Below are 15,543 nucleotides of genomic sequence, written 5' to 3' on the forward strand. Positions count from 1 at the left end.
GGCGCGTCGCCCGTTCTTCATGGGGTGGCCATTAAAGAGTGCGGGTAAATTGGCGGGACGGCTATGACCGATTCGTCCGCGCCGAGCCGCAATGGCGGGCTTGCGAGCGCTGGGAGGGTAGAGCGAACACGCGGATCCGCCACCAGGTTTGCGGAGGATCGGGGAGAGGATTTGTAAGCGGGTTATTCGCCGGTCAGGCGCGAAGGCCTGAGACCGGCGTGAAGGGTGTCAGCGCACGGCCTTGCGGTTTTGTCCGGCGGGACTGGCGAGGAAGCGGGTGATGACCTCGACGCCACGGTTGAGGTGATGTGTGAGCAACTTCACCGACAGCTCGACATCGCGCGCGATCACGGCCTGAAGCATGGCGCGGTGATCTTCCTGGGAGAGTTTGCCCAGGCCCATGGCTTCGAGATTGAAACGCAGGAAGCGCTCCTCCTCGTTGAGGCCGTCTTCGACCAGCCGCAGCAGACGCTTATTCGGTGCCTTGCTGTACAGGGCCATGTGGAACAGACGGTTGAGCCGACCGATTTCGCTGTAGTCGTGCTGGGTTTCGAGTTCTTCGATATAGCCGGCGGCAAGCGCGTGATCGGCGCTGGTCAGCAACGGGATCGACTGGCGCATGGCCTCGGATTCGAGGAGGATCCGCAACTCGTAGGTTTCGGTGGCGTCGCCCTGGATCAGCGGCGCTACAACGGCGCCCTTGTGGGTGGTGACGCTCAGCAGTTCCTGCGCTTCGAGCTGGCGCAGAGCCTCGCGCACCGGCATGCGGCTGACCCCGAACAAGTCGGCCAGATCCTGCTGGCGCAGGGCGGTGCCGCACGGCAAGCGACCGTCAAGGATCGCCGAGCGCAGGGTTTCTTCGATGATCGAGCGGGCAAGGTGTGCGGGAATCGGCCCATCGACTTTGATGCTGTGCAGCGGTTTGGGCTTCTGTGTCACAACTACTCACCCTGAATGACGACGGAATTTGGATCCAAAGACACTAGTGATTGCTCTACAGGTTGTCAAACCATGTAAAGGATTGCTGTCCTGAATGAAGTTTAGCGCGATGGCGATGATCTCATGGTGCCATTGTTTTTTGCCGGGCTAAGCTTCACCATCAAACGCTTTCCTTCCTGCCCCCTGGAAACCTGCTGTGGCGGTACGTTTCGCGATCCCCCGGACTCTGCGCTGGCTAGGCTGCGCACTGTTGCTGGCCGGCGTCATGCTGGGCGGCCTGCATGCCGATTGGGATTTTTCCGCGATCAGCCGCAAGGCTACGGCGCTCTACGGCCCGTTGGGTGCCGGGCAGCAGCGGATCGATGCCTGGCAAAACCTGCTGGCCACGCAGAAACAGGTCAGCGAGATGGAAAAGCTGAAAGTGGTGAACCTGTTTTTCAACAAACAGGTGCGTTATGTAGAAGATATCGATCTGTGGGGGCAGGTCGATTATTGGGAGACGCCCATCGAAGCGTTGTGGAAAGGCGCCGGCGATTGCGAAGACTACGCGATCGCCAAGTATTTCAGCCTGCGCCATCTCGGGGTCTCCAGTGACAAGCTGCGCATCACCTACGTCAAGGCACTGCGCCAGAATCGCGCGCACATGGTGCTGACTTACTACGCCACACCCGATGCCATGCCGCTGGTGCTCGACAGCCTGATCGATCCGATTCAGCCTGCGTCCCAGCGAACCGATTTGCTGCCGGTCTACTCTTTCAATGCTGAAGGTCTGTACCTGCCGGGAGCCAAGGGCAACAAAAAGGTCGGTGACACCAAACGCCTGTCGCGCTGGCAGGATGTGCTGAAGAAAATGCAGGCCGAAGGTTTCCCGGTCGAAACGACTAACTAGGAGCACGCGCTCAGATGTCTTTGTTCAAACAGCTGTTGATCGCTATCTGTCTGTTCCTGGTGGTCGCCTTCACCGGCAGCTTCATGGTCAGTCTGGAGAGCTCGCGCACCCAGTACGTCAACCAGCTGCGCTCCCATGCCCAGGACGCCGCCACGGCGCTGGCGTTGTCGCTGACGCCGAATATCGACGACCCGGCGATGGTCGAGCTGCTGGTCAGCTCGATTTTCGACAGCGGCTATTACGCGAGCATCCGCGTGGTCGATCTCAAGACCGACCAGACCATTGTCGAGCGCAGCGGGATTCCGGCGGTGAGCAATGTGCCTGACTGGTTCGTCAAACTGATCGGCCTGGAGCCGGCCGGTGGCGACGCGCTGGTCAGCCGTGGCTGGGAGCAGGCGGCGCGGGTCGAGGTGGTCAGTCACCCGATGTTTGCCGTGGCCAAGCTGTGGCAGAGCGCGTTGGGCAGCCTCGGCTGGCTGCTGCTGTGCGGCGCGGTCAGTGCAGTGCTCGGCGCGTTGCTGCTGCGCCGGCAATTGCGCCCGCTGGATTACATGGTCAAACAGTCCCACGCCATCGCCCGCCGCGAATTCCTCAGCCTGCCGGAGTTGCCGCGTACCCCGGAACTGCGGCGCGTGGTGCAGGCGATGAACCAGATGGTCGAGAAGCTCAAGGCGTTGTTCCAGGAGCAGGCCGAGCGCAGCGAAAAACTGCGTGCCGAGTCTTATCAGGACAACCTCACGGGGCTGGCCAACCGGCGCTATTTCGAGATGCAGCTGCATAACCGCGTGAGCAACCCGGAGCAGGCCAGTTCCGGTTATCTGCTGCTGTTGCGGGTCAAGGATCTGGCCGGGCTCAATCAGCGTCTGGGCGGTCAGCGCACCGATGAATTGTTGAAAGCTGTCGGCGAGCAACTGTCCCGCGAGTGCGCCAAATATCCGGAAACCCAGAACCTCGTCACCCGTATTCGCGGTGGTGAATTCGCCGTGCTGGCGCCGGGACTGGTGCGCGAAGAAGCGCTGCAACTGGCGCAGAACCTCGACAGCGCGCTGAGCAGCCTGCACGCCACTGGCGCAACCGATGTGCCGGCCGTGGCTTCCATTGGCCTCGCCCCGTTTGCCCACGGCGATTCACCGCAAGCAGTACTGACCCTGGGCGATCAGGCGCTGGCGCAGGCCGAGGGGCAGGGCGAGCAGAACTGGGCGTGCATCGATCAGAGCCTGGTGGCGGACGTCGGTGACGATCACCACGCCTGGCATCGCTTGCTCGATCAGGCGCTGAATCAGCAGCGTTTCGAACTGTATTTCCAACCGGTGGTGGCCGCTCAGGACACGCAATTGGTGCTGCATTACAAAGTGCTTTCGCGCTTGCTGGATGAACAGGGCCAGACCATCCCGGCCGGGCGTTTCCTGCCGTGGCTCGAGCGTTTTGGCTGGACCGCGCGACTGGACCGTCTGATGCTCGAGCGCGTGCTGGAGCAGATGAAAGGGCATGAGGATTCGTTGGCGCTGAACCTCTCTTCGGCAACCCTGGCCGATCCACAAGCGCTGAACAAAGTGTTCGAGATTCTGCGCGCACACTCCGACCTCGGCGAGCGCCTGACGCTGGAGATCGGCGAGGAGCAATTGCCGGAGCAAGCGGTGCTGGAGCAGTTGACCCGGCGCCTGCGTGAACTCGGTTTCTCCCTGAGCCTGCAGCGCTTTGGTGGACGCTTCAGCATGATCGGCAACCTGGCGCGGCTGGGGCTGGCGTACCTGAAGATCGATGGCAGTTACATCCGCGCCATCGATCAGGAGAGCGACAAGCGCCTGTTCATCGAAGCGATCCAGCGTGCGGCGCACAGCATCGATCTACCGTTGATTGCCGAGCGGGTGGAGACCGAGGGCGAGTTGTCGGTGATTCGCGAGATGGGCTTGTATGGGGTGCAGGGGCAGTTGTTTGGTGAGCCCACGCCCTGGAAGTAACCTGTTCGTTATTCGTTGTCGGTAAATCAGCCTTCGCGAGCAAGCCCGCTCCCACATTGGAATGCATTTCAAATGTGGGAGCGGGCTTGCTCGCGAAGGGGTCAGATCATTCAACGAATATGCGGGATCAGATCAGCCCACCTTCATCATCATCGATCAACTGGCTCAACCCGCCCAATGCCTCACGCGCCTGGGTGCGGTCCATCAACTTGGCCTGCGCCGCCGGCGGCAGGTCGGTGACGCGGATCACGCCTTTCTGGGTCAGCACCTGAATCAGGTCGTCGAGTACCCGAATCATTTCCAGGTCGCTCTGCTTGAGCTGTTTCAGGCTGGTTTCCACCACTTCATTGGCGAACCAGGCCTGGATTTCATGGCTGTCGGCCGGCAGCGTTTCCGTGGCCTCGGCGTAGGCCGCGGCTTCCACGCGAATCAACAGACCTTGCGCATCGCGTTGCACGTAAAACATTGAGCATCCCTCAGAAAGATCCAGCGTCATGCTGTCAGCAGCATAGGCCAACTGCGCGCGAGTATGCGGGGTGGCGACGAAATCGTCACCGCCGAGTTAGCCGCAAACGTGACGGCCGCCCCAAGGGGCGGCCGTTTTGTTCACGCATCAGCTGTTGTTGTGGTCGACCTTGATGGTCGGATCGCTGCCGGCAATCAGGTTGTGAATGTTGGCGCTCGACCAGTTGTTGCCTTCCAGTTTGATCGTCACGTCCGGCGTGGCGGCTGCCGCGTCGCCGGAGTTGAACTTGCCCGCCGAGCTGACTTGCAGCGACGACGTGCCATCAACCGTGGTGATCTTCAGAAAGTTGTCGATGGTGCTGCCGGTTTCACCCTGCAACAGATCGCGCAGGTCGATGCGGTCACCTTCGTTGGCGTTGAAGTCCTTGATCACGTCATTGCCGGTGTCGCCTGCTTTCCAGACGAAGGTGTCGGCACCGGAACCACCGATCAGGATGTCGTTGCCCTGGCCGCCGATCAGCGTGTCATTGCCGGTGCCGCCGAGCAGGATGTCATTGCCCTTGCCGCCGTCGAGCAGGTCGTTGCCGCCCGAGCCGAACAGGATGTCATTGCCTGCGCCACCCAGCAGCGTGTCGTTGCCGTCATGCGCACCGGACACATCGAACGCCTGATAGTGCTCGGTGATGTACTGGTGCACGTTGCTGGTGGTGACTTTGCTGACATCCACACCGGTTTGCTGTGCGACGTACGCCTGCATCGCCTGATAACCCTCGCCGGCAATGCCGTTGAAGCTCACCAGGTCGCCGAACAGGATGTCGTTGCCGTCGCCACCGCTGACGGTGTCGTTGCCCGGCATCGTCGCTTCGGTGTGGCCGATGATCGAGTTGGCCAGATCCTTCGGATCGATGTTGGTCTGCGGCGAGTGATCCGAGTCATACGGTTTCAGGTCGTTGAGGCTGACACCGCTGTTGATACCGATCGCCTCGACGTTCGACAGACCGCTGAGCAGAGCGAAGCTGCTGTTGGAGTTGGAGGTTGTCGCCGAATCCGTACTGCTACCGCTACCGGCCAGGCTCGACAACTCGTAAGTGCCGTCACCCTGAGCGTGAACAGTGCCCAGGTTGGTGGTGCTCCAGCCATAACGGGCAGTGTAAGTCTGCAACTGGGCATAACCGCTGGCGGTGATGCTCAGGTAATGCGTGTTGTCGATGTACGTGCTGAAAGTGTCGCCCAGCTTGTAGTTGCTGGTTGTCACCACACTGTCGAACTTCACGCTGCCGTACAGCGTCGGGTTGGTCTGCTCGCCGCTCTGGTAATAGGTCGGCTGGCCGTCGGTGATGAAGTACGTGAGGTTCTTCGCCCCGGTGTTCGCCACAGCTTCCGCGCTCTGGAAGAAGTTGGCCGTGGTCTTGAACACGTCCTCGTAGTTGGTGCCGCCGCCGGACGCCATCGAGTCGAGCACGGCTTTGAGCTTGGTCAGCGCGTTCGGGTCGTTGAGGTTCACCGACACCGACTTGTTGACCTGGGTATCGAAGTCCGCCAGGAAGATGTTCACCGTGCCCGAGTTGCTGCCGCCCAAGCTCTGCTTGAGTGTGTTGAACACCGAGGTCAGCGAGTCCTTGGCCGCGTTGATCGACGAGGTGCTCATGCTACCCGAGCTGTCGACCATGAACGCGATGTTGTAGTTGGTGCCCGGCACCACGGTCAGACCACCGATGTCGGCGACCATGATGTCGTTGCCATCGGTACCGTTGAAGGTGTCGTCGCCAGAGGTACCAACCACCGCGTTGTAAACCGCCGGCACCACGGTGACCGGAATCGTCGCGGTGCTGCTGGCCGAACCGCCGACCATTTCAGTGGAGGTCGAGGTCACGGTCAGGTTGAACTGGCCGTTGTAGTAGGTCGGCGGGGTTACGGTCAGGCTGCCCAGGTTCCAGCCGGTGACGTTGGCTTCGCCGTTGCTTGCGGTGACTGTGAAGGTGTGACCGTTGCCGTCGGAGAGAACCGAGCCGACCGGCGCGCCACTGATCTTCACGCTCAGGGTTTCCGAGCCGTCGGTGTCGGTCAGCGCGGTGTTGATCGCCGACAGTTTCACCGTGGTGCCTTCGGCGCCAGTGTTGAGCTTGTAGCCGTCGTAATAGCCTTCGCCGTTGGTGCCGTGCAGGTCGGAGACGGTCACACCGGAATTCACCAGATCCTGCACCCCGGTGTAGATCGGCACGCCGGCGCTGCTAAGGTCGATTGGCGTGCTGCCGTTGACCGACAGGTTCACGTCATAGCTGCCCGGGCCGCTCTGGTTGTGGTGGTAGATGTCCAGGGTGTAGTAGCCGCTGGTGGTCGGGGTGAACGAGCCGCTGATCGCCCCGCCCGCGCCCCAGGTACCCGACGCCACGCTCTTGCCGCCAATGGTGATCAGCAGGCTGTCGTCAGCCACACCGCTGAAGCTGTAGGTCTTGCCGGCTTCCAGATAGATCAGGCCCGAGGTCTTCGACGCGGTGCCGGCGGTCACACTGCCGTCCGACTGCACGTTGGTCACGTTGGTGCTGGAGTTCGGGGTGCCGGCGCCGTCGATCACGTTTTTCAGGGTGGTCGAGTTCGCGCCGCTGCCGTCGGTGCCCAGGCCCGGCAGGCCGGTCCAGACTTCCTTGACCAGTCCGGTGGACTTCACGCTGTTGTCGGCCACGCTCACGGTCGGCGCATCCGCCACCGGCGTGATGTCGATCTTCACGGTGCCGGTGTTGCCCAGCAACTGGCCGTCGGTTGGCTGGAACTTGATCTGTGCGTAGTCGGCCTGGTTGTTGCCCATACCGGTGCCGCCGTAACCGTTGACCCCCGACTCGTTGGCATCCGGCATGAAGCGCAGTTTGCCGGCGTCGATGTCAGCCTTGCTGAAGGTCTGGTTGTTGGCGACGTCTTTCCAGGTCGAGCCGTCCAGATACTGCAGTTTGCCTTCGCCCGGCAGCTGGGTGATTTTGATGCCCAGGCTGCTGGCCGGACTGTCGACGTCAGTCACCCCGAAGGTCGACCAGCCGAGGATCAGCGGCGTGTCTTCGGTGCCGGTGACGTTGACTGGCGCGGCGACTGGCGCATCGTTGACCGCCACCACGTTGACCGTGGTGGTCGCGGTGTTGGAGTAGTTGCCGCCATCGGTCACGGTCACGGTGATGATCCGCGGCACGGTGCTCGGGTCTTCACTGCTGTTGGTGAAGGTGATGTTTTTGATGGCCTGCATGTAATCGGCCAGCGTCGCGTTACCCGACAGGGTCAGGGTCACGGTGCCGTTGGTGCTGTTGGCATTGATGGTGATGCCGTTGACGCTGTTGCCGAGGTTCAGCGCGTCGCCGTCCTGACGGTTGGTCAGCACGATAGTCGCACCGGTCAGCATGGTGCTGTCCGGGTCGGTGATCGTCAGGTCAGTGTCGGCAATCGACACGCCGGCGCCCGGGGTGTTTTCGGTGAAGGTCACCTTGTAGTCGGCACCGGTGGCGCCGCTGGAGTTGTTGGCATCCAGGTCGATGACCGGTGGCGCATCGTTGTCGATGATCGAGGTGCTGACGCTGCCGTTGGTGCTGCTGACGGCCAGGTTCTCGAAGTTGCCGCCGGTGGCCGAGTCGATCTTGACCACGAAGTTCTCGGTGCCTTCGGTGATCTTGTCATCGATGGTCGCGACGTTGAACTGCGCGCTGCTGGCGCCCGCCGGAATCTTCACGGTGTACACGCCAGTGAAGTCCGAACCGTCGGCAGCGGTGCCGCTGTAGACGATCTTCAGGGTCACGTCGGTTTGCGCCGGGTGCGTCAGGCTGACGGTGTAGCTGGCGGTCTGGCCTTCGGTCACCGAGGTGCTGCCGGTGATGCTGACGGTGGTGGTGTCGATGGTATCGGCGACGTTGGTCACGGCCGGTGTCGTGCTCGGTACCAGGTTCTCGAAGTTGCCACCGCTGGCGTTGGTGATGGTCGCCTGCACGCTGCCGGCGTCTTTGTAGACGTCGTCAGCCGGAGCCGGAACGGTCACGGTGCCAGTGGTTTTGCCGGCGTCGATGGTGATCACCGAGCCGTTGCTCAGGGTCACGGTTACCGGGGAACCGGCAGCGTTGCTCAGGGTTGCGGTGTAGGTGATCTGGCCGCCCTCGTTCACCGCCGGGGTCGCGCTCAGCGACAGGCTGGTGGTGTCGACGGTGTCGGTCACGGTGGTGCTGACCGGGGTTTTGTCGGCTACGAGGTTTTCGTAGTTGCCGCCGCTGACGTTGGTGATCGCATTGGTCAACGGTGCGTGGCCGGTCAACACGTCGTTCGGCGCAGTGGTGGTCACGGTGCCGGTGGTTTTGCCGATGTCGATGGTGATCGTCTGGCCGTTGGACAGGCTTACGGTCACTGGCGAACCGGTGACCGGAGCGCCGACAGTGGCGGTGTAGGTGACAGTGCCACCCTCGGCCACGGTGCCAGTGGCGGTGAGTTTCACGCCAGTGGTGTCGATGGTGTCGGTGACGCTGGTTACGGCTGGCGTGGTGCTTGGCACCAGGTTTTCGAAGCTGCCACCTGTCGCCGACTTGATGGTCGCCTGCACGGTGCCGGCGTCTTTGTAGACGTCATCGGCTGGTGCAGGAACAATCACGGTGCCGGTGGTTTTACCGGCGTCGATGGTGATCACTGCGCCGTTGCTCAGGGTCACGGTCACTGGCGAGCCAGCGGCGTTGGTCAGGGTTGCGGTGTAAACGATCGAGCCACCTTCGGCCACGGTGCCGGTCGCGGTCAGCGACAGGTTGGTGGTGTCGACGGTGTCGGTCACGGTGGTGCTGACCGGAGTCTTGTCGGCAACCAGATTCTCGTAGTTGCCGCCGCTCACGTTGGTGATTGCGTTGGTCAACGGCGCGTGACCGGTCAGCGCATCGTTCGGTGCGGTGGTGGTTACGGTGCCGGTGGTTTTTCCGATGTCGATGGTGATGGTCTGGCCGTTGGACAGAGTCACCACGACTGGCGAACCAGTGACTGGCGCACCGACGGTGGCGGTGTAGACGACGTTGCCGCCTTCAGCCGCTGTACCGGTGGCAGACAACTTCACGGTAGTGGTGTCGATGGTATCGGTGACGCTGGTCACGGCCGGTACGGTGCTTGGTACCAGGTTTTCGAAGTTGCCGCCGCTGGCATTGGTGATGGTTGCCTGCACGGTGCCGGCGTCTTTGTAGACGTCATCAGCCGGGGCAGGAACGGTCACGGTGCCAGTGGTTTTACCGGCGTCGATGGTGATCACTGCGCCGTTGCTCAGGGTCACGGTCACTGGCGAACCAGCGGCGTTGGTCAGGGTGGCGGTGTAAATGATCGAACCGCCCTCGGCGACCGTATTAGTGGCGCTCAGGGACAGGTTGGTGGTGTCGACAGTGTCGGTCACGGTGGTGCTGACCGGGGTCTTGTCGGCCACAAGGTTTTCGTAGTTGCCGCCGGTCACGTTAGTGATCGAGTTGGTCAACGGCGCGTGACCGGTCAGCGCATCGTTCGGTGCGATGCTGGTCACGGTGCCGGTGGTTTTGCCGATGTCGATGGTGATGGTCTGACCGTTGGCCAGGGTCACGACGACAGGCGAGCCGGTAACTGGCGCACCAACGGTAGCGGTGTAAGTGACGGTGCCACCTTCGGCCACGGTGCCCGTGGCGGTGAGTTTCACGCCCGTGGTGTCGATGGTGTCGGTGACGCTGGTCACTGCTGGCGTGGTGCTTGGTACCAGGTTCTCGAAGCTGCCACCGGTCGCGGTTTTGATCGTTGCCTGAACAGTGCCGGCGTCTTTGTAGACGTCGTCGGCCGGGGCAGGGACGGTGACGGTACCGGTGGTTTTACCGGCGTCGATGGTGATGACTGCACCGTTGCTCAGCGTCACGGTCACTGGCGAACCCGCGGCGTTGGTCAGCGTTGCGGTGTAAACAATCGAGCCACCCTCTGCCACGGTGCCGGTCGCGCTCAGCGACAGGTTGGTGGTGTCAATGGTGTCGGTGACCGTGGTGCTGACCGGGGTCTTGTCGGCAACGAGGTTCTCGTAGTTGCCGCCGCTGACGTTGGTGATGGCGTTGGTCAGTGGCGCATGACCGGTCAACACGTCGTTCGGCGCAGTGGTGGTCACGGTGCCGGTGGTTTTGCCGACTTCGATGGTGATGTTCTGGCCGTTGGCCAGAGTCACGGTCACTGGCGAACCGGTTACCGGTGCACCAACGGTCGCGGTGTAGGTGACGGTACCACCTTCCGCAGCAGACTCGGTCGCGGTCAGTTTGACCGTGGTGGTGTCGATGGTGTCGGTGACGCTGGTCACGGCTGGCGTGGTGCTTGGCACCAGATTTTCGAAGTTGCCACCGGTGGCGGATTTGATCGTGGCCTGCACGGTGCCGGCGTCTTTGTAAACGTCATCAGCCGGTGCCGGGACGGTCACGGTGCCGGTGGTTTTGCCGGCGTCGATGGTGATCACGGCGCCGTTGCTCAACGTCACGGTAACCGGCGAACCGGCAGCGTTGGTCAGCGTCGCGGTGTAAACGATCGAGCCGCCTTCGGCCACGGTACCGGTCGCGGACAGCGACAGGTTGGTGGTGTCGACGGTATCGGTGACCGTGGTATTGACCGGGGTCTTGTCGGCAACGAGGTTTTCGTAGTTGCCACCGCTGACGTTGGTGATCGCGTTGGTCAGCGGCGCGTGGCCGGTCAGCGCATCATTCGGTGCGGTGGTAGTTACGGTGCCGGTGGTTTTGCCGACTTCGATGGTGATGTTCTGACCATTAGCCAGTGTCACAACGACAGGCGAACCGGTCACAGGCGCACCGACAGTGGCGGTGTAGGTGACGGTGCCACCTTCGGCAGCAGAATCGGTCGCGGTCAGCTTGACCGTGGTGGTATCGATGGTGTCGGTGACTTGAGTCACAGCCGGCACGGTGCTCGGTACCAGGTTTTCGAAGTTGCCACCGGTAGCGGTGGAGATGGTCGCTTCGACTTTACCCGCGTCTTTATAGACGTCATCCGCCGGAGCCGGCACGGTCACGGTGCCAGTGGTTTTCCCGGCTTCGATGGTGATCACAGCGCCGTTCGACAGGGTCACGGTGACTGGCGAGCCAGCCGCGTTGGTCAAGGTCGCGGTGTAGATGATCGAACCACCCTCGGCGACCGAGTTGGTTGCGCTCAGCGACAGGTTGGTGGTGTCGACAGTGTCGGTAACGGTTGTGCTGACCGGCGTTTTGTCGGCGACCAGGTTTTCGTAGTTACCGCCGCTCACATTGGTGATCGCGTTGGTCAAAGGCGCATGACCGGTCAGCGCATCGTTCGGTGCGATGGTGGTTACGGTGCCGGTGGTTTTGCCGACTTCGATGGTGATGTTCTGGCCGTTGGCCAGAGTTACCACGACTGGCGAGCCAGTCACTGGCGCACCAACGGTCGCGGTGTAGGTGACGGTGCCACCTTCGGCAGCAGACTCGGTCGCGGTGAGTTTGACCGTGGTGGTATCAATGGTGTCGGTGACGTTGGTGACTGCAGGAGCAGTGCTCGGTACCAGGTTCTCGAAGTTGCCACCGGTAGCAGTCGAAATGGTCGCTTCGACTTTGCCAGCGTCCTTGTACACGTCATCGGCTGGGGCCGGAACGGTAACGGTGCCAGTGGTTTTGCCTGCTTCGATGGTGATCACGGCGCCGTTGCTCAACGTCACGGTAACTGGCGAGCCAGCGGCGTTGGTCAGGGTCGCGGTGTAAACGATCGAGCCACCTTCGGCCACGGTACCGGTTGCGGACAGCGACAGGTTGGTGGTGTCGACGGTGTCGGTGACGTTAGTGCTGACCGGGGTTTTGTCAGCCACAAGGTTTTCGTAATTGCCGCCAGTCACACCTGTGATCGAGTTGGTCAGAGGCGCATGACCGGTCAGCGCGTCGTTAGGCGCGGTGCTGGTGACGGTGCCAGTGGTCTTGCCGACTTCGATGGTGATGTTCTGACCGTTGGCCAGGGTCACCACGACCGGCGAACCGGTGACTGGTGCGCCAACAGTGGCGGTATAGGTGACGGTGCCGCCTTCGGCTACCGAGGTATCGGCAGTCAGTTTGACGGTCGAGGTGTCGATCGTGTCGGTGACTTCGGTGACAGCCGGCACGGTACTTGGCACCAGGTTTTCGAAGTTGCCACCGGTGGCGGTGGAAATGGTTGCTTCGACTTTACCGGCATCTTTGTAAACGTCGTCCGCCGGAGCTGGAACAGTCACGGTGCCGGTGGTTTTGCCGGCCTCGATGGTGATGACAGCGCCGTTGCTCAGCGTCACGGTAACTGGCGAGCCCGCGGCGTTGGTCAGGGTTGCTGTGTAAACGATCGAGCCGCCTTCAGCGACGGTGCCAGTGGCACTGAGCGACAGGTTGGTGGTGTCGATGGTATCGGTGACATTGGTCGAAACCGGCGTTTTATCCGCCACGAGGTTTTCGTAGTTACCGCCGCTCACGTCGGTGATGGCGTTGGTCAGTGGCGCATGACCGGTCAACGCATCGTTCGGCGCGGTGGTGGTCACGGTGCCTGTGGTCTTGCCGACTTCGATGGTGATGTTCTGACCATTGGCCAAGGTCACGACTACAGGCGAGCCGGTTACCGGAGCACCGACGGTGGCGGTGTAGGTGACGGTTCCACCTTCAGCAGCGGACTCGGTCGCGGTCAGTTTGACCGTGGTGGTGTCGATGGTGTCGGTAACGTTGGTGACGGCCGGAACGGTGCTTGGCACCAGGTTCTCGAAGTTGCCACCGGTAGCGCTGGAAATGGTCGCTTCGACTTTACCGGCGTCCTTGTACACGTCATCGGCTGGCGCCGGAACGGTCACGGTGCCAGAGGTTTTACCGGCCTCGATGGTGATCACCGCGCCGTTGGACAGGGTCACGGTGACTGGCGAACCAGCGGCGTTGGTCAGGGTTGCGGTGTAGACGATCGAGCCACCCTCGGCCACGGTGCCGGTCGCACTGAGCGACAGATTGGTGGTGTCGACGGTGTCGGTGACATTGGTCGAAACCGGCGTTTTATCCGCCACGAGGTTTTCGTAGTTACCGCCGCTCACGTCGGTGATGGCGTTGGTCAGCGGCGCGTGGCCGGTCAACGCATCGTTCGGCGCGGTGGTAGTCACGGTGCCAGTGGTTTTACCCACTTCGATGGTGATGTTCTGACCATTGGCCAAGGTCACCACGACCGGCGAGCCAGTCACTGGCGCACCAACAGTCGCGGTGTAGGTGACGGTGCCACCTTCCGCAGCCGATTCGGTCGCGGTCAGTTTGACCGTGGTGGTGTCGATGGTATCGGTGACGTTTGTGACCGCCGGAACGGTGCTAGGCACCAGGTTCTCGAAGTTGCCACCGGTAGCGCTGGAAATGGTTGCTTCGACTTTACCCGCGTCTTTGTACACGTCGTCAGCCGGAGCTGGAACGGTCACGGTGCCCGACGTTTTACCGGCTTCGATGGTGATCACCGCGCCGTTGGACAGGGTCACGGTCACCGGCGTCCCGGCCGGATTGGTCAGGGTCGCGGTGTAAACGATCGAACCACCCTCGGCCACCGAGTCGCTGGCGGTCAGGTTCAGGTTGGTGGTGTCGACGGTGTCCGACACCGAGGTGTTCGCCGGTGTCTTGTCGGCCACCAGGTTTTCATAGTTGCCGCCGGCAACCTTGTCGATGGCCACGCTCAACGAGCTGCCGCCCGCCAATGGGCTGTTCGGCGCGACGAAGTTCACGCTGCCGGTGGTCTCACCGACGGCGATGGTGATGGTCTGGCCGTTGGACAGGGTGACCACAACAGGCGAGCCTGTTACTGGTGCAGTCACGCTTGCGGTGTAAACCACGGTTTCGCCTTCGGCGACGTTGGCGGTGGCGGTCAACGACACGGTGGAGGTGTCGATGGTGTCGTTGACGGTGGTCACGGCCGGGGTGTTGCTGGTCACCAGGTTTTCGAAGTCGCCACCGGTCGCGCCCTTGATGGTCGCCTCAACGGTGCCGGCGTCCTTGTAGACGTCATCCTTCGGCGCATCGACGGTCACGGTGCCGGAAGTTTTGCCGGCGTCGATGGTGATCACCGCGCCATTGCTCAAGGTCACGGTCACCGGGGTGCCGGCGGCGTTGCTCAGGGTGGCGGTGTAGGTGATCTGCCCGCCTTCGTTCACCGCCGGCGTCGCGCTCAGCGACAGGTTGGTGGTGTCGACGGTGTCGGTCACGGTGGTGCTGACCGGGGTTTTGTCGGCAACCAGATTCTCGTAGTTGCCGCCGCTCACGTCGGTGATGGCGTTAGTCAGCGGCGCATGACCGTTCAACGCATCGTTCGGTGCGGTGGTGGTCACGGTGCCGGTGGTCTTGCCGACTTCGATGGTGATGTTCTGACCGTTGGCGAGGGTCACGACCACAGGCGAGCCGGTCACTGGTGCACCGACAGTGGCGGTGTAGGTGACGGTGCCACCTTCAGCAGCAGACTCGGTTGCGGTCAGTTTCACCGACGTGGTGTCGATGGTGTCAGTGACTTCAGTCACTGCCGGAACGGTGCTCGGAACGAGGTTCTCGAAGTTGCCGCCGGTTGCACCGTTGATGGTGACTTCGACTTTGCCGGCATCTTTGTAGACGTCATCGGCAGGCGCTGGAACGGTCACGGTGCCGGTGGTCTTGCCCGCTTCGATGGTAATCACCGAACCGTTGGACAGGGTCACGGTGACTGGCGAGCCGGCAGCGTTGGTCAGGGTCGCGGTGTAGGTGATCGAACCACCCTCGGCGACCGAGTTGGTGGCGCTGAGCGACAGATTCGTCGTGTCCACGGTGTCAGTGACGGTGGTGCTGACCGGGGTTTTGTCAGCGACCAGATTTTCATAGTTGCCACCGGTGACGCCGGTAATCGAGTTGGTCAGTGGTTCGTGACCGTTCAGCGCATCGTTTGGCGCGGTGGTGGTCACGGTGCCGGTGGTTTTGCCGACTTCGATGGTAATGTTCTGACCATTGGCCAAGGTCACCACGACTGGCGAACCGGTGACTGGTGCGCCAACGGTAGCGGTGTAGGTGACAGTGCCGCCTTCAGCGACTGAAGTATCGGCGGTCAGTTTGACGGTCGAAGTATCGATGGTGTCAGTGACTTCGGTGACAGCCGGAACCGTGCTCGGCACCAGGTTCTCGAAATTGCCGCCTGCGGCGTCTTTGATCGTGACTTCAACCTTGCCAGCGTCCTTGTAGACGTCATCGGCTGGCGCTGGAACGGTCACGGTGCCGGTAGTTTTACCGGCTTCGATAGTGATCACCGAGCCGTTCGACAAGGTCACGGTCACCGGCGTACCGGCCG

At 62.0% G+C, this 15,543-nt stretch carries 5 protein-coding genes; 2 read left to right on the forward strand and 3 right to left on the reverse strand.

The window, feature by feature from the left end; translation table 11 throughout:
- Nucleotides 1-228 precede the first annotated feature (228 nt).
- On the reverse strand, nt 229-939 hold the full coding sequence (locus tag J1G18_RS26895) for a GntR family transcriptional regulator (RefSeq protein ID WP_098966537.1): 711 nt from the start codon (nt 937-939) through the stop codon (nt 229-231).
- Nucleotides 940-1,135: 196 nt separating this feature from the next.
- On the opposite strand from J1G18_RS26895, the gene lapG reads away from it, so the two are divergent.
- Complete coding sequence (gene lapG / locus J1G18_RS26900; protein ID WP_007962016.1) at nt 1,136-1,828, forward strand: cysteine protease LapG; 693 nt, start codon at nt 1,136-1,138, stop codon at nt 1,826-1,828.
- A gap of 14 nt (nt 1,829-1,842) precedes the next feature.
- A complete protein-coding gene (gene lapD / locus J1G18_RS26905) occupies nt 1,843-3,789 on the forward strand; it encodes a cyclic di-GMP receptor LapD (RefSeq protein ID WP_139053425.1) in 1,947 nt (648 codons plus the stop codon).
- A 127-nt stretch (nt 3,790-3,916) separates the two neighbouring features.
- Here lapD and J1G18_RS26910 read toward each other — a convergent pair whose 3' ends face one another.
- Together J1G18_RS26910 and J1G18_RS26915 are read right to left on the reverse strand one after the other, a co-directional pair.
- Complete coding sequence (locus tag J1G18_RS26910) at nt 3,917-4,255, reverse strand: hypothetical protein (protein ID WP_027611112.1); 339 nt, start codon at nt 4,253-4,255, stop codon at nt 3,917-3,919.
- A 147-nt stretch (nt 4,256-4,402) separates the two neighbouring features.
- On the reverse strand, nt 4,403-15,543 hold an 11,141-nt coding region (locus J1G18_RS26915; protein ID WP_223009400.1), incomplete at its 5' end, for an immunoglobulin-like domain-containing protein.

It is taken from the genome of Pseudomonas sp. MIS38 (assembly GCF_019891575.1).
Taxonomy (GTDB): domain Bacteria; phylum Pseudomonadota; class Gammaproteobacteria; order Pseudomonadales; family Pseudomonadaceae; genus Aquipseudomonas; species Aquipseudomonas putida_A.

Excerpts from the sequence above, each read along its gene's own strand:
- J1G18_RS26910 (WP_027611112.1), bottom strand. The coding sequence starts at position 4,255 with ATGTTTTACGTGCAACGCGATGCGCAAGGTCTGTTGATTCGCGTGGAA.
- lapD (WP_139053425.1), top strand. The coding sequence starts at position 1,843 with ATGTCTTTGTTCAAACAGCTGTTGATCGCTATCTGTCTGTTCCTGGTG.